General features: G+C 48.1%; 24 protein-coding genes. 20 read left to right on the top strand and 4 right to left on the bottom strand.

The genetic code is table 11. The features are described from left to right. Positions 1-34 precede the first annotated feature (34 nt). The 12 genes from H9Q78_RS06250 to H9Q78_RS06195 all read left to right on the top strand — a co-directional run bounded on the left by H9Q78_RS06250 (position 35) and on the right by H9Q78_RS06195 (position 11,394). Positions 35-697, top strand: coding sequence for a helix-turn-helix transcriptional regulator (locus H9Q78_RS06250; protein ID WP_249304352.1), 663 nt, complete (start codon positions 35-37; stop codon positions 695-697). 34 nt (positions 698-731) lie between these two features. Then, positions 732-1,757 (top strand): low-specificity L-threonine aldolase, encoded by a 1,026-nt coding sequence (ltaE, locus tag H9Q78_RS06245; RefSeq protein ID WP_249304350.1) that lies wholly within the window; start codon positions 732-734, stop codon positions 1,755-1,757. Between the two features lie 182 nt (positions 1,758-1,939). After that, positions 1,940-2,377, top strand: a complete 438-nt coding sequence (locus tag H9Q78_RS06240) for a MarR family winged helix-turn-helix transcriptional regulator (protein ID WP_249304348.1) — start codon at positions 1,940-1,942, stop codon at positions 2,375-2,377. A gap of 2 nt (positions 2,378-2,379) precedes the next feature. Further along, positions 2,380-3,081, top strand: a complete 702-nt coding sequence (locus H9Q78_RS06235) for a site-2 protease family protein (protein ID WP_249304346.1) — start codon at positions 2,380-2,382, stop codon at positions 3,079-3,081. 26 nt (positions 3,082-3,107) lie between these two features. Continuing rightward, on the top strand, positions 3,108-4,517 hold the full coding sequence (locus H9Q78_RS06230; RefSeq protein WP_249304344.1) for a phospholipase D family protein: 1,410 nt from the start codon (positions 3,108-3,110) through the stop codon (positions 4,515-4,517). 104 nt (positions 4,518-4,621) lie between these two features. Beyond that, positions 4,622-5,353, top strand: coding sequence for a class I SAM-dependent methyltransferase (locus H9Q78_RS06225; RefSeq protein WP_249304342.1), 732 nt, complete (start codon positions 4,622-4,624; stop codon positions 5,351-5,353). A gap of 85 nt (positions 5,354-5,438) precedes the next feature. Next, positions 5,439-6,377: an AEC family transporter gene (locus tag H9Q78_RS06220; RefSeq protein WP_249304341.1), complete on the top strand. Its 939-nt coding sequence runs from the start codon at positions 5,439-5,441 to the stop codon at positions 6,375-6,377. A gap of 86 nt (positions 6,378-6,463) precedes the next feature. After that, positions 6,464-7,591 (top strand): CdaR family transcriptional regulator, encoded by a 1,128-nt coding sequence (locus H9Q78_RS06215; protein ID WP_249304338.1) that lies wholly within the window; start codon positions 6,464-6,466, stop codon positions 7,589-7,591. 360 nt (positions 7,592-7,951) lie between these two features. Continuing rightward, positions 7,952-9,115 carry a hypothetical protein gene (locus tag H9Q78_RS06210; RefSeq protein WP_249304336.1) on the top strand — a complete coding sequence of 388 codons (1,164 nt, stop codon included), beginning with the start codon at positions 7,952-7,954 and terminating at the stop codon, positions 9,113-9,115. A gap of 16 nt (positions 9,116-9,131) precedes the next feature. Beyond that, on the top strand, positions 9,132-9,920 hold the full coding sequence (locus H9Q78_RS06205) for a hypothetical protein (RefSeq protein WP_249304334.1): 789 nt from the start codon (positions 9,132-9,134) through the stop codon (positions 9,918-9,920). 14 nt (positions 9,921-9,934) lie between these two features. Then, complete coding sequence (locus H9Q78_RS06200) at positions 9,935-10,774, top strand: hypothetical protein (RefSeq protein ID WP_249304332.1); 840 nt, start codon at positions 9,935-9,937, stop codon at positions 10,772-10,774. After that, on the top strand, positions 10,747-11,394 hold the full coding sequence (locus H9Q78_RS06195) for an ABC transporter ATP-binding protein (RefSeq protein ID WP_249304330.1): 648 nt from the start codon (positions 10,747-10,749) through the stop codon (positions 11,392-11,394). Before H9Q78_RS06200 ends, H9Q78_RS06195 begins: the two co-directional genes overlap by 28 nt. A 101-nt stretch (positions 11,395-11,495) precedes the next feature. On the opposite strand, the gene H9Q78_RS06190 is transcribed toward H9Q78_RS06195, so the two are convergent. The 3 genes from H9Q78_RS06190 to H9Q78_RS06180 are packed head-to-tail and all read right to left on the bottom strand — an operon-like array spanning position 11,496 to position 14,769. Further along, entirely contained in the window at positions 11,496-12,698 is a 1,203-nt protein-coding gene (locus H9Q78_RS06190; RefSeq protein ID WP_249304328.1) for a hypothetical protein, read from the bottom strand. A 19-nt stretch (positions 12,699-12,717) separates the two neighbouring features. Continuing rightward, positions 12,718-13,848: an aldo/keto reductase gene (locus H9Q78_RS06185; RefSeq protein WP_249304326.1), complete on the bottom strand. Its 1,131-nt coding sequence runs from the start codon at positions 13,846-13,848 to the stop codon at positions 12,718-12,720. 27 nt (positions 13,849-13,875) lie between these two features. Continuing rightward, positions 13,876-14,769, bottom strand: coding sequence for a shikimate dehydrogenase family protein (locus H9Q78_RS06180; RefSeq protein ID WP_249304325.1), 894 nt, complete (start codon positions 14,767-14,769; stop codon positions 13,876-13,878). Positions 14,770-15,024: 255 nt separating this feature from the next. On the opposite strand from H9Q78_RS06180, the gene H9Q78_RS06175 reads away from it, so the two are divergent. The 7 genes from H9Q78_RS06175 (at position 15,025) to H9Q78_RS06145 (ending at position 22,159) form a co-directional block, all read left to right on the top strand. Then, positions 15,025-15,936: a dihydrodipicolinate synthase family protein gene (locus H9Q78_RS06175; protein ID WP_249304323.1), complete on the top strand. Its 912-nt coding sequence runs from the start codon at positions 15,025-15,027 to the stop codon at positions 15,934-15,936. Positions 15,937-15,957: 21 nt separating this feature from the next. Further along, on the top strand, positions 15,958-16,914 hold the full coding sequence (locus tag H9Q78_RS06170; protein ID WP_249304321.1) for a phosphoglycerate dehydrogenase: 957 nt from the start codon (positions 15,958-15,960) through the stop codon (positions 16,912-16,914). A gap of 155 nt (positions 16,915-17,069) precedes the next feature. Then, on the top strand, positions 17,070-18,206 hold the full coding sequence (locus H9Q78_RS06165) for a glycerate kinase (RefSeq protein WP_249304320.1): 1,137 nt from the start codon (positions 17,070-17,072) through the stop codon (positions 18,204-18,206). Positions 18,207-18,277: 71 nt separating this feature from the next. Next, the gene (locus H9Q78_RS06160; protein WP_249304318.1) at positions 18,278-19,072 is read left to right on the top strand and encodes an HpcH/HpaI aldolase family protein; all 795 of its coding nucleotides are present in this window, start codon (positions 18,278-18,280) and stop codon (positions 19,070-19,072) included. Positions 19,073-19,172: 100 nt separating this feature from the next. Then, positions 19,173-20,132 (top strand): D-2-hydroxyacid dehydrogenase, encoded by a 960-nt coding sequence (locus H9Q78_RS06155; protein WP_249304317.1) that lies wholly within the window; start codon positions 19,173-19,175, stop codon positions 20,130-20,132. 18 nt (positions 20,133-20,150) lie between these two features. After that, positions 20,151-21,365, top strand: coding sequence for a hypothetical protein (locus H9Q78_RS06150; protein ID WP_249304315.1), 1,215 nt, complete (start codon positions 20,151-20,153; stop codon positions 21,363-21,365). A gap of 5 nt (positions 21,366-21,370) precedes the next feature. Further along, positions 21,371-22,159, top strand: coding sequence for an HpcH/HpaI aldolase family protein (locus H9Q78_RS06145; RefSeq protein ID WP_249304313.1), 789 nt, complete (start codon positions 21,371-21,373; stop codon positions 22,157-22,159). A 97-nt stretch (positions 22,160-22,256) separates the two neighbouring features. Here the strand turns inward: H9Q78_RS06145 and H9Q78_RS06140 are convergent, their stop codons facing one another. Next, on the bottom strand, positions 22,257-23,015 hold the full coding sequence (locus tag H9Q78_RS06140; RefSeq protein ID WP_249304312.1) for an SDR family NAD(P)-dependent oxidoreductase: 759 nt from the start codon (positions 23,013-23,015) through the stop codon (positions 22,257-22,259). A 228-nt stretch (positions 23,016-23,243) separates the two neighbouring features. Between H9Q78_RS06140 and H9Q78_RS06135 the strand changes: the two genes are divergently transcribed. Beyond that, positions 23,244-24,533, top strand: coding sequence for an ABC transporter substrate-binding protein (locus H9Q78_RS06135; RefSeq protein WP_249304310.1), 1,290 nt, complete (start codon positions 23,244-23,246; stop codon positions 24,531-24,533). Positions 24,534-24,598 lie beyond the last annotated feature (65 nt).

Raw genomic sequence — 24,598 nt, 5'->3', positions numbered from 1 at the left:
TAATAAATATAATACGTTTGAAAGAAAGGTCAAGATGAACGGGACAGTGGAACAATATATACCAATGGTGGAATATATCGCGCAGGTCATCGGAAGGAACTGCGAGGTCATCCTGCACGATCTGAGCGATCTGAACCATTCAGTCGTCGCAGTCAGCAGCCATACCCTCACGGGACGAAAGGCGGGAGACGCGATCACAGATATGGCGTTGATGGTCCTGCACAATAAATCCTATGTGGACCAGCCTTTTGTAGTCAACTATGTGGGCAGGACGAAAGGAAGTCCGGCCACATACCGGAGCAGCACTTATTTTATCCGGGAAGGCCGTGAGATTGTCGGGATGCTTTGTATCAATATTGATGTCTCGGCGTTCTTATCCGCCCGGGAGGCACTGGACGCCTTGATCATGATAGAAGGAGAAACAGGAGCCGAACCAGCTTCTGTGCCCTGCGTGTCGGAAAATTTCACCGTATCCAGGGAAGCATTGTTAGCGCAGACCTTTGAGAATGTCAGCGAACAGTTCCCGCTTCCGCCGGAGCGGCTGAAAGCCGCTGAGAAGCGCAGGTTCGTAAAAGAGCTTTATGACAGAGGATGCTTTGGGCTGAAAGGAAGCGTACCGGTCGTTTCCGAGTGGCTGCAGATTTCCGAGTCATCGGTGTACCGGTATTTGAATGAAGTGATGCGGGATGGCCAATGAGCCCCGGTTTTATAAAAAACAGGAGGAGAGAAAGATGAAAATGATGGATGTGAGGAGCGACACGGTGACCGTGCCGACAGAAGAGATGAGGAAAGCCATGGCGGAGTGCCCGGTGGGCGACGATGTATATGGCGACGATCCGACCGTGAATGAACTGGAGCGGACGGCGGCTGAGATCCTGGGCAAGGAGGCGGCTTTGTTTTTTCCAAGCGGGACCCAGTGTAATCAGGCGGCGATCATGAGCTGGACGAATCGGGGAAATGAGATCATCGTCAGTGATATGGCGCATATCTATGAGCATGAGGTGGGAGCGGTCGCAGTGCTTTCCGGGGCTAACATGCGTACGCTGCATTTTAAGGACGGGATTCCGGACTGCGGCCAAATCGAGAGGGCCATCCGCGGAGAGGATATCCACTGTCCAGAGACGGCATTGATCTGTCTGGAAAATGCTCTGGCAAATGGCAGGGCAGTGCCGGTGGAGAATATGAGGCAGATTTATGAGATGGCAGGACGCCATGGGATACCGGTCCATATGGACGGTGCCCGGTGCTTCAACGCGGCTGTGGCTCTGAAGGTCGATGTAAAGGAAATCACGCAGTATGTGGATTCTGTATCCTGCTGTCTTTCCAAAGGACTCTGCGCTCCGATAGGGAGTGTCCTGGCGGGTAAGAAAGAGTTAATCGCCAAAGCCAGGAAGAACCGGAAACTGCTGGGCGGCGGCATGCGGCAGGCGGGGGTGCTGGCGGCCCCGGGCCTGATCGCGATTCGGGAAATGCCGAAACGCCTGCATTTTGATCACGAGAACGCCAGATATCTGGCAGAGGGACTGAACAAAATTCCGGGCATCCACTGTGAAAAGGATGCGGTGCAGATCAACATGGTCTTTTTCCGGATAGACAGGGAAGAGGAAATCAGGAAAGGGCTTCCGTCATGGCTTCTGCAAAGGGGAATAAAGACCAACCCGGAGGACGGAGGGCTTTTCCGGATGGTGACCAACGCCGGTGTGGAACGGGAAGACATAGACGTGATCCTTGAGTTATTAAAGGAATATCTGGCATAGAATAAAAGAAGGCTTCTGGCATCGCAGATTATGTGCCGGAAGCTTCTTTATTCCATAGGAAGGCTTTCCTGAACTTCCAATGGAATGAAAACCATCCGTGTGGAGACACACAAAGTTGACAAATATTTTAATATGGGTATAATTGTCCTTATAGTTCTTTTTTGAACCATGAGGTGATGCTTATGCAGTCTGCGATTGAAATACTAATGGCCAGCCGTTACCGGAAAAAAGTATATGAGAAAATGATGGGCGGTCTGTGCCGAAAATATAGGCTTACGGTCAGGGAAATGGATATCATCATGTTCCTGGCGAATTATCCGGATTTTGACACGGCCCGGGACATAGCAGAGATTGGAATGTTTCCCAAATCCCATGTGTCCATCGCCATAGAAGCTTTATGCAGGAGAGGATTTTTGGAAAAGCAGCCCGGCCGGAAGCGGAATGTCCATCTGCGCCTGACAAAGGAAGGGCAGAGTGTTGTAGAACGGGGACATCTTGTGCAGGCCGAGTTTGTCCGGGTGATGTTTGAGGGGGTGTCCTCGGAGGAATTCGCAGATCTGATGAACAGCCAGGAAAAAATCTCAAAAAATCTGAAAGCAGCATATGAAGGGATGGAGTGAATATGTATTTTTTGAGGAATCTGCTGGTGGGAAGTTATCTGTACCGGCAGCTTACCGTGTTGATGTATACGGCCCCGGCAATCCTATTGGCGATATCATTCCATGAATTCGCTCATGGATATATGTCGGTGCGCCTGGGAGATTCGACGCCGAGGCGGGACGGCCGCCTTACACTGAACCCGTTCCGGCACCTGGATCTGTGGGGGACCCTCTGCCTGCTTCTATTTCATGTGGGATGGGCAAAGCCCATACGGGTAAACGTGAGAAATTATAAGAAACCCAGAAGAGATATGGTGCTGGTGGCGCTGGCAGGCCCAGTCATGAATTTTGTACTGGCCTTTCTGGCAATGCTTCTTTACGGCCTGCTCTTTAAGCAGGGCAGCCTGTCGGGTGTACTGGGATATCTGCGGCAGCTTTTTTACTATTCGGCGGTCATCAATGTGGGCCTGGGGCTGTTCAACCTGATTCCGCTTCCGCCCCTGGACGGCTCTGTGGTCCTGGCGGAACTTGCGCCGGCGGCCGGGAAGTTTTTTGCCCGTATCAGGAGATACAGCGTATGGATCCTGGCAGGACTGCTGTTCTTGGGGATATTAAGTGTGCCCCTAAGCGCCGGCAGCGATCTGATCCTGAACGGCTTCTGGAAAATGGTACGGAGAATTCTGGGAATTGATATGTTCAGAATGAATGGTGGGATGACAATATGAGTGGAAAGTGGATACGGAGACTTATCATGTGGCTGATCATATGCATTATTCTTTACCTGGTCATTGGGGCGGTCGCTCCTTTCGGACACTATCCGAAGCCGGTGCTTTCAGCCGGACAGAGGGAAAAGCTGGATGCGTTTATGGATTCGGACACATCTGCGGACCGGGCCGCCATCGTGGAATCTAACCGGGAAGCGCTGGCGGAGAGGCTGCGCCTGATGGAGGGGGCAAAGGAAGAGGTCATACTTTCGACCTTTGACATGAGGCCGGGAGAGAGTACTGAGGACTTGGCCGCCATGATGTTACATAAAGCCGACGAAGGAGTGAAGATCAGGATCCTGGTGGACGGCATCAGCTCCGTGCTCCGTATGGAGGGAAAAGAGACCTTCTATGCGCTGTCCTCCCATCCCAATATTGAGCTGAAAGCCTACAACCCCTTGAATCTTCTGCTTCCCTGGAAGACACAGGGAAGAATGCACGATAAATATGTGATCGCGGATCATACGGCTTACATCATGGGAGGCAGAAATACCTTTGACTATTTTCTGGGGGACTACCATACGGCCAATAAGAGCCTGGACCGGGAGATCCTGATCTATAATACGGAATGGGAACAGGCCGGTGCGAAAGACAGTTCCGTGTTTGAACTGAGGGAATATTTTGAGGGAGTATGGGGGCTTAAGGCCTGCAAGTATTTCCATGAGGATGAAAAGCTGGCGGATAAAGAGAAGGTGAAAGAGAAGAGAGAAGAGCTGGCAAAGCGTTACGACGGGCTTCGGGAGGCCTATCCGGAGGCTTTCGACGGAAGCCGTCTGGAGGAGAAAACAGTCGCCGCCAAGGGAGTCCTTTTGATGACGGGGGAGACCGGGATATACGAAAAACAGCCTCTTGTCTTCCAGCAGGTATGCGAGCTGATGAAACGCGGGAAAGAGAGAGTCCTGATCCATACTCCTTATGTAGTCTGCAATAAATATATGTATGGCGAGCTGGGAAAGGTCGCGTCCTCTGTGGAAGACGTGAAGATGATGATTAATTCCGTCGACAACGGGGACAATTTCTTTGGCTCCGCCGATTATCTGTGGAATAAAAAGAAGGTGATGGGCACAGGAATGGAGATTTTAGAATACGACGGCGGAATCTCCACCCACGGAAAGTCCGTGATCATTGACGATAATATCAGCGTGGTAGGCTCATTCAATTTTGATCTGAGAAGCGCTTATATGGATACGGAGATGATGGTGGCAGTCAAAAGCGAGGAGCTTACGAGGCAGCTGTCGGCCAATATGGAAGAGCTGCATCAGGACTGCCGGAAGGCAGCAGACGCGGATACTTATGAAGGAGAGCGGCCGGAAGAGGCAAGGTCCCTGCCCTGGTGGAAGAAACCGGCCATGTGGACAGTTGGACTCATCATGCAGCTGTTCCGTTTCCTTGTCTGAAAAGAGCCCCTTGGAAAAAGAAGGAATTTGACAGTTCGGGCGGTTGGGATTAGACTGTAAACAGAATCCCCTGCTTTGAGAAAGTATAAAAGAGGAGTAAAAACATGAAAGAAAACAAATATGATAATGATATATTTTTTGAAAAATACAGTGGGATGGAACGCTCCAAACAGGGGCTTGCCGGCGCGGGAGAATGGGAGATACTGGAACCGCTCCTGCCTGATTTTCACGGTAAACGCGTGCTCGATCTGGGCTGCGGCTATGGATGGCACTGTATCTATGCCATGGAACACGGAGCGGCGTCGGTGACCGGAATCGATCTGTCAGAAAAGATGCTGGAGGTGGCTAGGAAAAAGACGGCTTATTCCCAGGTCCGGTATATCCAAATGCCCATAGAAGAGATTGATTTTGAAAAGGACAGCTTTGATGTGGTCCTGAGCTCCCTGGCGTTTCATTATGTCAAGTCATTTCCTGAGACCTTGGATAAGGTGAGTTCCTGCCTGGTGAGCGGCGGTGATTTCATTTTTTCGGCGGAACATCCAATCTTTACCTCGTATGGAACTCAGGATTGGTATTATGGAGCGTCGGGGGAAATCCTTCATTTTCCTGTGGACCGCTATTTTTATGAAGGAGAGAGAAAGGCCCGGTTCCTTGGTGAAGAGGTCACCAAGTATCATAAGACGCTGACCACTTATCTGGAAACTCTGCTGACAGGCGGATATGAGCTGCTGCACGTGGTGGAGCCTCAGCCGCCGGCCCGCATGATGTCCATGGAAGGAATGAAAGACGAAATGCGCCGCCCCATGATGCTCATTGTATCGGCACGGAAAAAATAATCTTTTTCACCAATGAAAAGTACTTTTCAATTTTGCCCAATGGAGGTATGATGTATGAGTATGCGAAAATTGGGAGGAATTGGAGATGGCGGATATATTTATACGGGCAGGATCGTTTATCTTGATCATTGCATTGGGATATTTTCTCAAAAGGATCGGTTTTTTTAAGAAGGAAGATTACCGTCTGATTTCTAAGATCGTTCTGAATGTGACGCTTCCGGCGGCAGTGATCGTAAATTTCACGTCGACTGACGTGCCGCCTTATCTGTTGTCGGCAGTGCTTCTGGGAGTCCTTGGAAATCTGGTCATGCTGGGCGCGGCCAGGATATTCAGCGGAGGAGCGCCCTGGAAGATTCAGATGTTTCGGATGTTAAACTATTCCGGATACAGCATCGGCTGCTTTACCCTTCCGTTTATCCAGAGCTTTTTGGGGCCTGCAGGCGTGGTTACGACGTGCCTGTTCGACGCCGGAAATTCTGTGATGTGCAGCGGAAGTACATATGCCATCGTGTCTGAGATGGACAGCAAAAGGCAGGAGGGCGGCATAAAGATCAGTGTGGGCAGGCAGCTTAAGGATATTGGGATGAAAGTGGTCCGGTCTGTACCGCTGATGACGTATGTGGTCATGCTGATACTGTCCCTGTTCCATCTGTCGCTGCCGTCGCCGGCCATCACTCTGGCGGGGATCATAGGCAGCGCCAATTCTTTTTTAGCCATGTTCATGATCGGCATGATGTTTGAAATACGGCTGGTCCCGGACAAGCTTCGGGAGATGGCGAGACTCCTGATCTTTCGGTACGGGATCAGCATCCTGGTGGCGGTATGCTTCTATTTTCTTCTGCCGCTGCCGTTGGAGATCAGGCAAACACTGGTGCTGATCGTCTTTTCTCCGTTGTCGGCCCTGGCGCTTGTCTATACGGACAGGCTGGGATGCGATACGGAATTGGCAAGCGCGTGCAATTCGTGTACCATCGTCATCAGCCTGGTGGTGATGACGGCGTTAGTCATGGTATTTGCGGTGTAAGAGAGGGAAAGAGGAGAGGTTCAATATCGTAGGATGAGGGCGTCGGTTTTTAACGGCGTGAGGTACGAGATGGGAGGTTAATGCGGATGCTGGATGTGGAATTGGCTGAGAAGATCATAGAAAAGCTGACAGAGTGCACCGATTATAACATTAACATTATGAATGAAAGAGGGATCATTGTCGCCAGCACGGATAAAAGCCGGGTGGGGACGTTTCATGAGGTTGCGTTTGAGATCATCAATAAAAAGCTGGATTTTAAGGAAGTAGAGGCAGAGGATACCTTCCTTGGGACAAAGGCCGGGATCAACATGGCTTTGGAGTATAAGCGAAATGTAATCGGCGTTCTGGGGCTGACCGGAGAGATTGAGAAGATACGTCCTGTGGTGATCGTCATCAAGAAGATGGTGGAAACCATGCTGGAATATGAGACTCAGAAAGAAGACGCTTTGAAAAGAAGGACGGACAAAGAGCATTTTATCAACTGCCTGCTTTATGAGGACATTAATAAACGGGAGCTCCATAATATGGCCCAGGCCTTGGGATATTCCGAAGTGACCAGGGTTCCCATTCTAATATCCTTCAGCGACAGTGTAAACCTGAAAGAGATGTCTGAGAAGATTAAAGGCGGAGTCGGGAGAAGCGGCAGAGAGGATATCTTTGTCACCAGCAGGGATGGGAAGATTCTCATATTTAAAAGCTATACGGAGCCCATCGAAGGGTTTTTTGAGAATTATAAATATGTGATCGGGGAATACCTGGGACGGTTTCTTCGCCATGTGGCGGAAAATGAGATAGACTGCAAGATCTGTGTCGGCTCCCTGCAGGCCAGCATGGCACATTATAAATACGGCTATCAGCATTGCCTGTGGCTGGAAAAATCGGTTTCCGTGCCTAAGAGAAGTATCTTTTTCTATGACTATCTGGACGAGTATTTAAAGCACCAGCTGCCGTTCATGGAGCTGCACAAGGTGTTTGACGTGTTCGCGGAACGCTATACCGATGAATTCAAGAAAATGTACACGGAGCATATCGGCGCGCTGTATGAGAATAACTACAGCATGCAGGAGAGCAGTAAGCGTTTGTATATCCACAAGAATACCCTGGCATTCCGGCTGGACAAGATAAAAAACCAGCTGGGCCTGAATCCCATGCAGAACGCACGGGACAGGGAGCTGGTCAATTATTTTTACTATTATCTGAGACAGCTGTCCTGACGGATAAAATCAAGTATAGATTGATGGAATCTATAAAGTGGAATAAATAATTATAAAATAACAGCAGCTTAAAGAAGCTTCGGTACTTATCTAAACACTATAAATTGTCTATAATTGTATATTAAAAAAGCCTTGAGATATCAAGGCTTTTTTAATATACAATTATGAGCTGATAGAATGTGGAATTGATTGAGTATAAGTTGATAAAATGATCATAATCTGGAATTTATGGCTGAAATCAGGAGATTGGTAATGTATTATAAAAGATGACTTGAAGAATATTGACTAAGTTGATAGAATATTGTATCCTTGATTTAATAAAAGTATGAATAATGAAAAAAATAGAGGGGATGGGTAAAGTTGAAAGCATTTTTAAGTAAAATGATAGTAGTAATTTTATTTATAAACATTATATGTGTATTATCAAGCTGTGCAGATGCAGATGCCCCTGTAAAAATGTCTGAGAATGAGTTAGATAATACAGTGTCTGTGGGCGAATCAATACAAGATAAAGAGGCTTCGTCCTCTGATACAGGGGAGATAGTAAAAGATGACGGTAAATTGCAGGATATAATTGGAAATGGTATTGAAGTAGAAATAGAGTTGCCTAAGGTCGATTTGTTTTCACGCTCATCAGTTAAAGCGGATTTTAAGGAATTTTCTTTAGAAGAGATATTAAGGGGTTTGTCATTGGGCAAACCAATGGAGTGGAGTCAAAATACAGAATCAGCAGAAGGAGATCTAATTGTACGAGCAGAAAATGAAAACGGAGATCAAATTACAATAAACAAGAATTCATTTGGTTTTAATACGAATAGAGCAAATGAATTAGGGGCTGCTTATGGGATTAAAACGGATGTGTTTGAACAGCAGAAAAATAATGAACTTCCTTTTTTAAGTCGAGAAAAGCTAAAAGAGCAGGTCAGTGATATTGCCATGGAATTTTTTCCGGATTTATCAGTTGAACAGATATCGATAGAGGCCTATACGGCAGATGTCATGGAAGCTGCTAAAGAGGAAATGGTTAGGCTTTTTGGGGAAGAGGGGACTGGAGATTCAAAATCTCCATTTAAGGAAACCTATTCGGAAGAAGATGAATATTATTATTTTGAAGTATTTTTTTCTCTGGAGGAGATATCGGTTTGTTCAGACAATTTTGTGTTTTTAGATGACACCAATAATATAGGAGCAAGTATTACCGGAATGATTGATAAATATGGGCTGGAATCTTTTTATTTAAACGGAGCATTTGAAAATTTGTCAAAGGAGCCCATAAGAAAACCGTTGGCTTTTGAGGAGGCATATCAGGAATTAAAAGACAAATATGAATTCGTTTATTTGACGGGAAAAGCATCAATTATAAAGGCTGAATGCTCCTGGATTATGCTGGCGGATGATTCCAGTAATATTTTGAAGCTAGAGCCTGTTTGGATTTTTGTAATGGAGCAGGAGCGGGAAGGCATTCATAGAAAGATAAAAGAAGAAACTATTATTCAGATCAAAAATGGAGAGATTTTGCTATAAAGGAAAGGGATATTGTATGAGAAAGCCCTGGATAAAACGATTTATTTTATGCGTGGTCGCGATGGCTTTTTGTTTGTTTGCAGATTGTGGATTAGATCTCTCTCTTTTTTCTGATTCATCGATTCAAGAAGCGCAAATAGATATGGTGTATTTTTTTCAGCTGATTTTAAGGTATGGACTTTATATAAATGTTTATCTGATTCTTAGCTTAGTTCCGTTTACGATTGGTTATTGCGAAGAAAAAAATGATGGAGTATATCCATATGCTGTATCAAGAATTGGATATGGTAAATACACGGCAGTCACATTTCTTCGAGGAACAATAGGTGCGGGATTAGCTGCTGGTTTAGGATTTCTTTTATTTACTATTTGTCTTTCTTTTTTTAAAATACCATTTTTCAATGTTAATGCAGTAAATGCCGGCAGCTGGATACAAGGTGCTTTTGGTGAATTATTGGCAAGAAAGCAGTTTGGAGCGTATCTGATTTCAATTATGATCTGTATGATAGCTGGACATGCTTTTTGGGCCGGCGTGGTTCTCTGCTTTTCCACAATGGCTGCTAATGTGCAGGTTATCATGGTATCTGGACTGGTTTTGTCATATGTGGTAAATAGTGTGGGTGAAATCTTGAATATTCCGGTACAATTTCGTTTGGATCATCTATTTCATGCACAGAGTAAGTTTGGCGGTCCTTTGATGAGTCTGCTGGTTCCTTTGGCAGTTATGTTTTTAGGGCTTATTTGTTTTGGTGTTTTGTTTTTCTATCGAATAAAGAAAGAATGCGGGAAGAAGGTGCATCTATGAAGGTATGCAGGAGTATGTCATATCATATCCATAGTAATTTTATTTCTGGCAAAACCTTTCTTGTTTTCTTGTTATTATTTTTATATGTCAGAATATTGACTGGACCCATAAAAGCGGCGTCAGTTCTCCTGGGGGTGCCGGTGGCCCCCTGGCTGTTTCCGTTTTTGAATAACCGGTGGAATCATCAGCTGATATTTGTGATTTTGGCTATGTTTTTGTTTTCAGAAGCTCCATATCGGAACAGAAATGCAGAATATGTAATCTCGAGAGCCGGCCGTATTTCCTATACGGTGGGACAGTATTTTTATATTATTTTTTTAGCGTTTATATTTACAATTGCTATTTATATTTTCAGTATTATCAGTGTACTTCCTCATATAGGGTGGTCATCCGGCTGGGGAACCGTGATCCGAACCTTGTGTGCCACTGATTTTGGAAGACAGACCGGGCTGTCGCTTGAAATGACACAGTCAATAGTTGTTGGAACGGAAGCTGTTTTCACCACATTAAAAGCAATGGTTTTACAGTGGGGATGTATCGGCCTGGTTGGGATGCTAATACGTACTTTGAACAGCTTTAGCCCCAAATATCCGCTGGGAATCATATGTATGCTCGTTATCAGCCTTTTGGATTTTTTGACGGCAAATTTGTTGAATTATAAATTTTATTATTTTTCACCTGTTTCTTTAGCGCGGTTATCTGCTTTGGGGAAGCGTGCAGGAAAAAATCCTACTTTGACGTATGCGCTGCTTTTTTATCTGTTTTCTTGTATGGCTTGTGTTGTAATCGGGGTTGTCTATGCTAAATGGGAGGGGGGACGGTATCTGTGGAAAAGAAATTTGAAATTGTTGTAACGGATTTGTCAAAGCATTTTCGCGAGACCCAGGCGCTAAAGCATATTAATTTGAGGTTTGAAGGCGGCAGGATTTATGGCCTTGTAGGCCGAAACGGATCTGGAAAGACAGTATTACTAAAGTGTATATGTGGTTTGCTCTATCCCTCGGAAGGGTATGTATCGGTAAATGGAAAAATCATTGGAAAAGAGATTGATTTTAGTGAAAACATAGGCTTTATCATTGAACAGCCGGGTTTTCTGCACCAATATTCAGGTCTTAAAAATCTAAAATTACTTTCTGGTCTGAGAAGAAAAGCAGATAAAGAAGTGCTGAAAATGTGGATGAAGAAGGTTGGCCTGAACCCGAATAGCCGCAAGCCGGTGGGGAAATATTCTATGGGGATGAAGCAGCGGCTGGGCTGGGCACAAGTTTTAATGGAGGAGCCTGACATTATTATTTTGGATGAACCTTTTAATGGCCTGGATGAAAGGGGAGTGGAGGAATTTCGAAAACTTTTGCTGGATTTCAAAGCAGAGGGAAAACTAGTCATACTTAGTAGTCATTCAAAGGAAGATATTCAGATTTTATGTGATGAAATTGTACGATTGGATCAGGGGGAACTAATGCTGCTGGAGTAAGTAATAAGTCTTTCATTGGTTGATTATTACAAAAAAATGGCTCCATGGATATTGGTATCTATCTATGGAGTCATTTTAAATATTTAATATAATATTGATATTTATTTTACAGTTTTTGGAACTTCCGGGTTGTTGTTGGAGAAATGCTGAAGGAATACGAGAGGCTCGTATTCGCTCTCATTCGTCACGACAATTCCTTTCTTTGCGGCGGACTCGCTGACGAAATACTCGTCGCCTGAAAACTGGCCGTACCGGAGGAGCCCCGGGGCCTCACAGTTGTAGACTCCGAACTTTCCGTGTCCCTGCACGAATATGGCGTCATAGCAGGCGGCGTCTTTTACGACCACAGAAGACTGAGGCGCGATCGTGACTTCCTTGGCGGCCACCCAATCGTTGGCATAAGTGATCCACTTTTCCGAGAGTCCGGTCTGGTGGCTTTCCTTTTCCTTGGGAGCGCGGAAATAGGTTTCTTTATAGTCGGGCCGTACACACTCCTCCCAATCCAGGCAGTCCATGAGGGCGTCCAAGTCGCCTTTTTTCTCTTCCGGCTGGCATCCGGTCAGAAGGTCGTAGGAGTTCACCTCTCCCATGGTGACATTTTCCATGATGACATTGCAGTCCGCGTTCCACTGAGGTTCATAGGTGACTACGGAAGCCGGTGCGTGGATGACGCCGGCCGGAGTATACCAGCCCGTGCCGAGCTGAATCTGATAGCCTCTGGAAAGCTCCAGGATATGAGTGTCCCGGACACTGTAATCGGCCAGGCACTGCCTTACCTGTTCTTTGGTGGTAGAAGGATCAAAACCGAAATAGGTGGAAGGACGGCGGCCCAGCTGGCTGCAGTTATACTGAGGCGGGAAATAATAGGCCTCCGGCTTTCCGTTGGTCCCAATGAGGCTGGCGTCCTTGTCCATCAGATGGAGATGATGGAACAGGGGCTTGTCGTAATCAAAAAATTTGGAATAGGAGGGCCAGGTTCCGTATTTTCCGTATAATTCCTGACCGATGATCTCTGCGCCCAGTTCTTCGATGACCTCTTTTAAGAGTGCCTTTTCACCGGTAGACTTATCCAGGACCACGTAACTCATGCCCTCGTCCGGCTTGGTGAGGGGACCGTTGTCCGCGTGGGCGACAGAGCCGATCCAGCGCTCACAGATGCCGCCCCGGTCCATTCCCAGCGCGAAATAATCGTCGGGATGCAGCTTTAAGCGCCTGCCCGGTTCATTAAAGGGGCGGGGCACCCAGGTGGGCATCAGCTGCAGGACGCCATGCCCCTTTTCCAGGGCTTCTTTTATTTTACTCATGTAATGTTTCCTCCTTTGGCTATAGTACCTTTTCTTTCACATAATCGGAAATGGTCTTTAAATAGTCGGTGATGGGCAGATGCTGGGGGCAGTGGCTTTCGCAGGACCTGCATTCGATACAGTCCCAGGGAGAGCCATGGCCGTGGGATGTTCTCCGGAACAGGACATCAATAAAATTATCCTGCTGGGAAGCGGAATTGTAAAAAGAGAAATATCCCGGGATATTGATGTTCATCGGGCATTCGTCCATACAGTATTTGCAGTTGGTACACTGGATGGCCTGGGACTTTTTCAGGATATCCACCACTTTGGCGATTTGGTCCAGTCCGTTCTTGTCAAGCTTTCGGAAATCCTTCATATAGGCCGTATTGTCCTTCACCTGTTCCAGAGTGGACATGCCGCTTAAGACCATACGGACGCCGTCCAGAGAAGCCGCGTAGCGTATGGCCCATGAAGCGCTTGAAGAGTCCGGCTCGCAGTCCTTGAGAATCTTTTCCGCCTCGGGAACCAGACGCGCCAGCGCGCCGCCCTTGACCGGTTCCATGACTGTGACCGGCTTGCCGTGCTTTTTGGCCACCTCATAGCACTTGCGTGACTGGATGACCTCGCTCTCCCAGTCTATGTAATTCAACTGAAGCTGGACGAAATCCATTTCCGGATGCTCCGTCAGGATGCGGTCCAGTACGTCTGCGGTATCGTGGAAGGAGAAACCGATCTCCTTTGCTTTTCCTTCGGCTTTGACTTTTCTCATAAATTCAAACGCTCCGAGACGCTCCATGTTTCCATAGCGTTCCTTGCCCAGATTGTGCAGCAGGTAAAAGTCAAAGAAATCCACGCCGCAGCGGGCGAGCTGCTCAGCGAAGAACCGCTCGAAATCCTCGGTCTTTGTCACCAGGAAGGTGGGCATCTTGTCCGCCAGCAGGAATGCCTCCCGGGGATGGCGTTTGACGACAGCCTCCCGAATGGCAATTTCAGAAAATTCTTTGTGGTAGTTGTAAGCAGTGTCGAAATAGCGGAATCCCTGGGACAGAAAGTAGTCTGCCATCTGTCCGGTCAGTTCATAGTCAATGGCGGCGGGGTCATCCTCATCCGTCTGGGGCAGCCGAAGGAAACCAAAGCCCAGCTTTCTGTCGGTGGAAAGTTCCGTCATAAGCGTGTCCTCCTTTTGCAGTCTGTATTATTTCATGGAGTCTAAATAAGCGATAAGCACTTTACGGCATTCTGCCTTTTCCTTTTCGCCGGGGCGTACGCCGAAGCAGAAATCAAAGATTTCAGTCATCTGAGAAATCATCATGTGCATGCCGGGGATGACCGTCAGACCGCAGGACTGGGCCTTTTTCAAAAGCTCCGTGTATTCCGGGTTCACGATGGCGTCCAGCACGAAACAGGATTTCGGCATTTTTTCGATGTAGCCCAGATAGGAATGGGTTGCGGGAAAGCCGTGCATGCCCACCGGTGAGCTGTGAATGAATATGTCGGCGCAGCTGCAGTATTTGTCGAGCAGCTCCGGCGTGGCTTCATAAGCTTCCACAGGATGGCTCCAGTTGTCTTCAATGGTCTTTGCGATGGATTCTGCGTGGGCCAGGGTACGGTTCATCAGGATGATCCTTCCGGCTTTATGCTGGATCAGTTCATAGATAATGGCGCCGCTGATGCTCCCGGCTCCCACTAACACGACGGTTTTTCCTTCAATGGATGCGCCGGCTGCCAAAAGCGCGCCTACGCAGCCTTTTCCGTCCATTCCGGCGCCGTAGGTCTTTCCGTTGACCGTTTTTACGATATTTACGGAATTGAAGACTCTGGAGCAGGGATCCACATCGTCCAGATACGGGATGATAGCTGCCTTGAGAGGCATGGTCAGGCTGTATGTATCAATGTTCAGGGTCTTGGCTGCCGCCACATAGTCCGCCAGTCCTTCCGGCTGGATCTCGATGGGGAACATGACCCGGTTGATGTTGTAAATCTCAAACAGTTTGTTATAGACCTGGGATGCGCTGCTGTGGTCCATGGGATACCCGATGATGGGCATCAAGCGAGTCTCAACGTTGCAGATTAAATTAGAATGTGCCATAAAAACCTCCCTAAATGTTAGATGTTTTACTGTTATTACATAACAGTAAAGGGGACAAAAATTACTTATTTAATCATAGCACAGATAAAATTGCCAACAATTGTATGCAGGACTAAAAAAAGCCTGCATTTTTGTGTGACGGCACAATGTGCGATTCCGCGGAAGAATGATACTATTTTCTTAATGGTGGAGGCTGTGGGTTTCTGTCAGGAGACGAGCCGCAGGATTGCGGCAGATTATGAAGGAGGATAAAGGATGCTGGAGAATAAGCTTTATGGGTGTGTAGTTCCCATTGTGACGCCTTTGGATGAGAATCAGAAGGTGGACGTGGAATCATTGGAGAAACTGACGGAATTTCTGATCGGAAAGGGGATTCCCTGCCTGTATCCCAACGGGACGACAGGAGAGATGCTGATGTTTTCCGTTGAGGACAGAAAACTGATAGCGGAAACCGTGGTGAAGAAATCGGCAGGCAGAGCCAGAGTCTATGTACAAACCGGCGCGATGAGCCTGGATGATACGGTAGAGCTGTCAAAACATGCGGCTGCCATCGGAGCTGACGGAATCGGCGTTGTGACTCCGTCCTACTTTAAGATGTCTGACGACGCGATCATCGCTTTTTATCAGAAGGTATCCAAGAGCGTGCCCGCAGATTTCCCGATTTATCTGTACGGGATCCCTCAGTGCTCTGTGAACGACATCAATGTATATGTGGCAGAAAAAGTAGCGGAGACATGCCCGAATGTGATCGGCATCAAATACAGCTATCCGAACCTGTCCAGGATGCTTGAAATGACCAATATCAGGAACAATACGTTTTCTGTACTCTGTGGTCCTGACGAGCTCTACCATGTGCTGATGTGCGGCGGAGGCGACGGGACTGTATCCGGGAACGCACAGATTATTCCGGAGCACTATGTGGCGCTGGGAAAAGCCATTGAGGCCGGAGACATGGAGAAGGCAAGGATGATTCAGAAGAGGACCACCATGCTCAATAATATCCTTTGTGCACAGAACAACATTTCCTGTTATAAGGTGATGTTAAAATATATGGGAATCATCTCCTGCACAGCGATGAAAGAGCCCCTTATGGGAATCAGTGATGAATATGCAAAGCAGCTGATTGAGACATTGGAGAAGAACAATTTCAGAGAAGTGATTTTATAGGCCGGACGGGAGGCAGCTGTAATGAAAAATAAGATATTAATTTCTGTACCCCATTATGAAGAGCGGTGTACAGAGGGCGTTAAGATACTGGAAGACAACAATTGTGAGCTCATCATCACGCAGAACGGGCGTCCCTATACCTTTGAGGAACTGAAGGAGATCATCGGGGATATTGACGCGGTGATTGCCGGCGTGGATACCTGGGATGCCGCTGTGTTTGAACATGCGAAGAAGCTCAAAGGCATCGCGCGGTTTGGAATCGGCGTGGACAACTTTAATCTGGAGGATATGAAAAAATATGGAATCCATGCTTCCAACACACCGGGGATCAACCGGAATTCCGTGGCGGAGCATGCGGTCACGCTTATGCTGAGTGTGATCCGAAATGTCCCCCAGCTCAACAGGACCACGCGGGAAGGCGCATGGGCGCGGTTTATCACCCATGAACTGAAAGGCCAGACGGTAGGTCTCCTCGGATTCGGCGGAATCGCCAGGAGTGTTGCTGAGAAGCTGAAACCTTTTGGCGTGGAAATCATCGCGTTTGATACATATCCCAACTATGAAGAAGCGGAAAGACTGGGCGTTACCTTGTGCTCTATGGACGATGTGATTGAGAAGAGCGATATCATCTCCATTCATGTGCCCTGTACTGATGAAACAAGGGGCCTGATCAACAAGGATACTATTTCCCGCATGAAGGACGGCGTTTACCTGATCAATACGGCCCGCGGCCCCATCGTCAGGGAAGACGACCTGTATGAAGCGCTCAAGTCTGGAAAGATAGCCGGACATGGTACGGATGTGTTTGAAAAAGAACCTGTGGATCTGAACCATCCTTTATTTAGCCTGGATAATTATATCTGCACTCCCCATACGGCGGCAGAATCCTATGAAAACTATGCTCTGACCGGCGTGGCCACGGCGAAAGCCGTAGTTGCCATGTTAAATGGCGAGGCGCCGGAGCATCAGCTCGTATAATGGAAAAATAGTAAAAATGCAGGCTTTGTGTTTTGAACACAAAACCTGCGTTTTAATTTGGAATGTTAGCTAGTGAATATATATCCGCCTGATTGTACCATTATACTAGGCGTTGACTGAAAGAATTATCATAAGTTTAAGGGGCGTTGAATCGTATGAAAATAATACTGGCACCGGACTCGTTTAAGGGTTCCCTGACGTCAGCTCAGGTTATAGAAAAGATAGAAGCGGCCGCCATGCGGAATTTTCCGGGCTGTGAGGTCGTGAAGTTTCCCATTGCGGACGGCGGGGAAGGTACTGTGGATGCCCTGGTCGGAGTGGCAAAGGGAGAATTCCGCTCCGTGACGGTAAAAGGCCCATTGGGAAGCCCCGTAGAAGCAAAGTATGGAATCATACATAAGGATACGGCTGTGATCGAGATGGCCGCCGCTGACGGACTGCCTTTGATACCGGAGAAAGAGAGAGATCTGCTCCGGGCTTCGTCCTTTGGGACCGGGCAGGTGATCCGGGAGGCTTTGGAGACGGGATATCGTAAGATCATCATCGCGGTAGGAGGAAGCGCCACCAATGACGGGGGCATAGGAGCCATGACTGCCTTGGGGATGGAATTCCTGGATAAAGAGGGGAATGTTCTGGAGCCCATTGGAGGAAATCTGGCGTTGATCGCGGATTATCGGACGGACAGCCTCTGTCCGGAGCTTGCGGAAGCAGAGATCACGGTGATGTGCGATGTGGACAATCCGCTCATAGGACCCCATGGGGCGACTTATGTCTATGGCCCTCAAAAGGGCGGGACAGAAGAGATTCTCGCGGCATTGGAAGCAGGGATGATAAATTACGCAGATGTCATCAGAAAAAAATCGGGTATGGCTTTCCACGAGATGCCGGGAGCCGGCGCAGCCGGCGGGATCAGCACTGCATTGGTGGCCTTTGCAGGAGCAAAGCTGCGTTCTGGGATTTCCGTGGTGCTGGAAGCCAGCGAATTTGAAAAGAGTCTGGACGGCGCAGATCTGGTGGTGACCGGAGAAGGAAGGCTTGATACGCAGTCTGTCCGGGGGAAGGTGATCCACGGCATAGGAAGCGCATGTAAGCCGAAGGGCGTGCCGGTTGTCGCGCTTGTGGGGGGGATGACCGACGGCGCGGACGCCATATATCAGTTTGGTGTCAATTCTGTCATGGTGATCGTAAACGGCGTGATGGATCTGGAACAGGCCATTGCGGACGCCGGAAAACTTCTGGAGGACGCCGCGGACAGGATGTTCCGTATGATAAAGATTGGAAAAACTCTGTAAACGAGAGTTTCAGATGTTTTTACATAAATAACTAATAATTTAAGGAAAAAGGAAACAGGAGGGCTTTAAAAATGAAGGAGAACAAGCTGCGTTATTTGTTGGACAATAATCTTCCGTCCGTTGCGACCAGAGTGGAGAGCGTATGGCCGACAATCGTGGAAATCGTAGGAAGCACAGGAAAATATGACTACATTGAGTTTGTAGCGGAATATGCACCCTATAACTTGTCCGATTTTGAAAATATCTGCCGTGCTACAGAGCTTTACAACATGTCATCCATGATCAAAGTGGATTTCCAGAACCGCGCTTTTGTGGCACAGAAGGCAATGGCTTCCGGATTCCAGTCCGTACTGCTGGTAGACCACAAGACTCCCGACGAGGTGAGAGAGTCTCTGCATGTTCTGAAACCCGACAGGCCTCAGGATATGGGCAGATTCGGATATCCCAACAGCCGCTGGATTGGATATCAGCCTCATAATGCACAGATGGATTATGCTGACATGGTAAAAAATACCGTAGTTGCTCTGATGATCGAGAAGAAAGAGGCGATGGATAACATCGAGGAAATCTGCTCCATCCCCGGAGTTGACATGGTACAGTTCGGACCTTCCGATTATTCCATGAGCTGCGGCTATAATATGAAGGATCACCTTGACGAGTGCAAGGCTGCTGAGAGAAAGATGATCGAAGTTGCCCTGAAGCATGGCGTTCAGCCCAGATGTGAGATTTATACGGCTGAAGACGCACAGTACTACATTGACCTGGGCGTTAAGCATTTCTGCATCGGCGACGAGCTGAAGATTGTCACCACTTACTGGTCACAGACCGGCGAGGCTATGCGCGCGGCGGCAGATAAACTGAAATAATGAATTAGATAAACGAAAGCAGAGGCAGGCCGGGGGCGGTATCATTCCGGCCGGCCGGCTTCTTTTATTTATAAGAGGGAAATGAAAAGGAGATTGGATTATGAAAATTGTTGTATTAGATGGTTATACAGAAAATCCTGGTGATCTGAGCTGGAGCGGCCTTGAGGCGCTGGGTGAATTAAAGGTATATGACAGGACTCCTGAGGAAGAGATTGTAAAGAGAATCGGAAACGCAGAAATCGTGATCACCAACAAAACGCCTGTTTCTGCGGATACCATGGAGAAATGCCCTTCCATCCGTTATATCGGAGTTCTGGCGACTGGTTACAATGTGATCGATACCGATACGGCAAAAGCAAAGGGGATTGTGGTCAGCAATATCCCTACCTACGGAACGGATGCGGTAGGCCAGTTCGCCATCGCACTCCTTTTGGAGATCTGCCACCATATCGGGCATCACAGTGAAGCCGTACATAAGGGACGCTGGGAAAACAACAAGGACTGGTGTTTCTGGGATTATCCGCTGATTGAGCTGGCAGGCAAAACCATGGGTATCGTAGGTTATGGAAGGATTGGCCAGACTACCGGCAGGATCGCACAGTCCATGGGGATGAAGGTCCTGGCATATGACGCGTATAAGAATCCCGCTTTGGAAAATGAGAACTGCCGTTACGCAGAACTGGACGAGGTTCTTTCCCAGTCGGATGTGATCGCCCTCCACTGCCCGCTGTTCCCTTCCACAGAAGGAATGATCAATAAAGATACCATTGCGAAGATGAAAGACGGCGTGATCATCCTGAACAATTCCAGAGGACCGCTCATCGTAGAGCAGGATCTGGCTGACGCGCTGGTAAACCGTAAGGTATACGCTGCCGGCCTGGATGTGGTCTCCACAGAACCTATCCGCGGCGACAATCCGCTTCTGAACGCACCAAACTGCATTATCACGCCTCATATCTCATGGGCGCCCAAGGAGTCCAGACAGAGGCTTATGGATATTGCTGTAAATAATGTAAAGGCATTTTTGGACGGAGAGCCGGTCAACGTAGTGAACAAATAAACAAAAGGGGGTTTTACAATGGCGGACAAGGAACTTATCAAAAAAACCTTTGAGGAAGGCCAGGGGGTATTTCGCCTGATGCCGACCTTCGTACCCAGACGGTTCGGAAAAGCCGGGCACCGTCTGAAGCTGCATCCGGACGATTATTATGCGCTGGGCATCGAGAGAGGCTCCATCAAAGAGCGCTGGTTTTCTTCCACAATAGCAGCGAACAACGGACCTTTGGCCGCACCGGATGAAGGAATGAGCTATGTGGCTGTGTCGCCTGATTCCGATGAGAAATTCACCTTGAAGGAAGCAATCGACCTTCTGGGCGAGGAAGTAGTGGGCAAAAAGCTTATGGAAGAGTACGGCGGCTGGCCGATGTATTCCAAGTTTTTCGACTTTGAGAATCCGCTTTTCCACCATGTGCATCTTACCTTTGAGGATGCCGCGCGGGTAGGAAAGCTGGGAAAGCCGGAATCCTATTATTTCCCCAGGCAGTTGAACAACTATTCCGGTGAGAATAACGCCACTTATTTTGGATTTGATCCGGATACAAAGCCGGAAGATGTAAAAGAGCGCCTTCGCAATTACAATTCTGCGGACACCAGGATCACAGAGCTGTCCAGAGCATATAGAGTGGAGCTTGGCACGGGCTGGTATACGCCTGCCGGAGTGATCCATGCGCCTGCGTCCTGGCTGACCTATGAGCCCCAGTGGAATTCCGATGTGAATTCCGTAGAGGAAAATGTGGTCTCCGGCGAGATTTATCCCCGCGAGATGCTGGTGGAAGAGTGTCCGGAAGACAAAAAAGACGATATCGATTATATTTTTGGTCTCTTAGACTGGGAGAAGAATACGGATCCTCATTATAGGAAGACATATTTCCGTCCCCCTGTAGTGGATAAGGAGACCGATCAGTATGTGGAGAAATGGGTTTCCTATGCCAACGACTATTTCTGCGCGAAGGAACTGACGGTATATCCAGGTCAGAAGGTGACCATCAAAGATCCCGCCGCGTATGGCTGCATCTTCGTACAGGGCCACGGAACATTTGGCTGCTTTGACGCGGAGACCGCGACTATGCTGAGATTTGGACAGCAGAGCGCAGACGAGTATTTTGTATCGGAAAAGGCTGCGAAAGCAGGGATTGTGATTGAAAACAAGAGCAAATATGAACCTATTGTAATCTTGAAGCATTTCGGACCCAACAATCCGGATATGCCGAAGAGTGTTCCTGAGGAGGACTAAAAGCTATGGACAGATGGAAACAGAAGATTGCGGACGGAGAGGTGCTGTTCGGCACCCATATCACCAACGCGGACATGCACAACGCGGAGATCCTGGGCCACTGCGGCTATGACTATTTCTGGATCGACATGGAGCATACCCAGATCACAAAACATGATGTGTGCAATATCCTACTGGCGGCCAGAGCGGTGGGACCGCAGCTGGCGACCTTTGTCCGGGTGCCGATCTTAGACCCGGCCCAGGTGAAGCCGATCCTGGAGATGGGCCCCACGGGGATCATCTTCCCGATGATCTTCACAAAGGAGGATGTGGAGCTGGCGATTCAGTCCTGCTGCTATCCGCCGAAGGGAATCCGCGGGTTCAGCCCGAGGGCAGCGGTGCGCTATGGGATCGACAGCGTGGATGAGTATGTGAATACGGTGAATGACAAGGTTTGGAAGCTGATCCAAATCGAGACGAAGGCCGCATATGAGAATATAGACGATCTGCTGGCGAATACGGATGTTGACATGTTCATCCTGGGCCCCTGTGATTTCTCGGGAGCGTTCGGCCATCTTCCGGATTTCAAGCATCCGGAGGTGATGGAGAAGATCGATTACGTGTTCGAGAAGGTGAAGAAGGCAGGCCGTCATATCGGCGTGTCCATCGGAGCGTATGATTATGAATCCGTAAAGATGTGGATTGATAAAGGCGTGAGCATGATATCTGTGGGCAGTGAGCCTGCCTATATGATCGACGGCTCCATGAAAGCCTTATCAAATATGCGTCAGGCATACGCCGACTCCAGAAAATAGGAGTTGCTGCTTGAGGCTCTCCCAAGAAAAGCCCCCCGGCTTCGGCCGGAGGGCTTTTCTTTTTCATATAATAGGAGAAAAACGAAATGTTTTCTTATCAGCGTACTAAATAACCGCCGTCTATGGGGATAACGGTACCATTGAGATAATCGGAAGCGGGTGAGGCCAGGAAAACGGCGATTCCCTTCATATCCTCCGGAGTTCCCCAGCGGCCGGCCGGTATGCGACCGGATATTTCTTTATATCTGGGAGTGGACGGATCGGTGAGCGCGTCATTCATATCGGTATCCATGAAACCGGGAGCGACGCAGTTGACATTTATGCCGCGGGAAGCCCATTCATTGCAGAGAGATTTGCTCATCTGGGTAATGCCTCCCTTGGAAGCGGCGTATGCAGGAGCAACGGTGGCTCCGAAGAACGCGAGCATGGAAGAGACATTGATGATCTTTCCATAATTCTTTTGGAAAAAGACCTCGGCTGCCATTTGAGACAGCTCAAAAGGAGCGGTGAGATTGACTTCCAGGATTTCCTCCCAGCTTTCACGGGGATACCCCGCGCTGGGATGGCGGAAGGTGATGCCTGCCGCGTTTACCAGGATATCCAGATCGCCGAGAATCTCCATGGAACGGGAAAAAGCCCTTTTTCTGGCGGAGGGATTCTGGATGTCGGCCTGTACCGCGTCGCAGCTAAGACCAGCATTCCGGAACTGTTCAGCCGTCTGGGCAGCTCTTTCCGATTTCCCGATGATCACTGTGTGGGCGCCGGCTTCCAGCAGCCCTTCTGCCATACCCATGCCCAGTCCCCTGGAACCGCCGGTGACGATGGCTTTCTTTCCGGTCAGATCAAAAAGCTTCATGCAGAGTCCTCCTTGTTTTCAGTAGAGAAATACTTTATTTCATATATAAAACTAACGTTTATCCCTATTGTATAATATTTACCTAAAAGAAGATTGTGTTTACGACACAAGAATTGGGGGCGTTTTCTGTAGTCATATATTATGAGTATGAGGGAGGATTACGTTATAATGATACCGTAGCAATCGTTACGGGGTTTCAAAATTATGTAAAACAGGAGGATGAAAAAAATGAAACTGAAAAAATTAGTAGCAGTTTCTCTGGCGGCAGTGATGGCACTTAGCTTGGCTGCTTGTGGGAAAAAAGACGACAAGCCCGCAGACAGCACCACAAAAGCTGCAGGCACTGAAGCAGGGAAGACCGACGAAAGCAAAAAAGAAGAAGGCGGAAGCGAAGCGGCATCCGGCGAAACCTTCAAACTGGGCGCGTTCTTACAGCTGACCGGGAACAACTCTGTTGCTGGTATCGAGTCAAAGAACACCCTTGAGATCATGATTGATTATATCAATGACAACGGCGGATTCAACGGACAGAAGATTGAACTTGTCTGCTATGACAGCCAGGGCTCACCTGAGGAAGCTGTAAAGATCGCTTCCAAGCTGGTTCAGAACGACAAGGTTGACGCGATTGTAGGCTCCGTAAACTCCAGTGAGATCCTTGCAGCTGGAAAGACCATCAATGATTCCAAAACCTTCATGATGGGCCTTGGTACTGCAAACACCTGGATGGCTGAGGACTGGCCTTACGTATTCCGTGCTACCGTAAACAATGCGAACCTGGCTACCAACACCGTAGACATGATCGTAGAAGCCGGATTCAAAAATGTATCCATATTCAACGGACAGGATGACGCTTCCTTATCTACAGCAGATGCTTTTGAGAAAATCTGCGGTGAGAAGGGTATTGAAGTCCTTGCAAGAGAAATGTACGATGTAGGCGATACTGACTACTCTGCACAGATCGCAAAGCTGATCAAGGGCGACCCTCAGTGTGTATACATGACCACCAGCGGAAACGATATCGGCGCATTTGTTAAGCAGCTCCGTCAGGGCGGCTACAAAGGCATCCTTTTCAGCAAAGAGATCATGTCCATGAGAGATGCGAACATCGCAGGCAATGAGAACGCAATCTACACTGCCGCTTCTTATCCTTATGTAATCTACCCCAACATTGACGCATGTGACGATGCTAAGATCAAAGAAGTTCTTCAGATGTACCAGGATGTATACGGCGAGATCCCCACAACAGAAGTTATCTATCGTGTGTATGACACTATGATGGTTATGTGGGAAGCGACAAAGATCGCTGGATCCAACGATTCTACCGCTATCAAAGACGCTATGCCTGAAGTTTCCATCGAAGGCCTCGGCGGACCTCTTACATATGATGACGGAACACGTGAAGGATACCATACTTCCAAGAACTGGATTTACGTTGGCGACGGAAAGAATAAAGACTTTACTACTTGGCTTGCAGAAGATTACGACGCATATAAGTCAGCGACCGGAAGAGAATATTAATTCAATTGTTCTGAATATGGGGGCCTGACAAAGGCCCCCATAGTTTTAACTGTTTGGAAGGGAGA

Source organism: Qiania dongpingensis (assembly GCF_014337195.1).
In the GTDB taxonomy this organism is placed as follows: Bacteria; Bacillota; Clostridia; order Lachnospirales; family Lachnospiraceae; genus Lientehia; species Lientehia dongpingensis.
The sequence above is the reverse complement of the archived record's forward strand: the minus strand, read 5'-3'. Positions and strand labels throughout refer to the sequence as shown.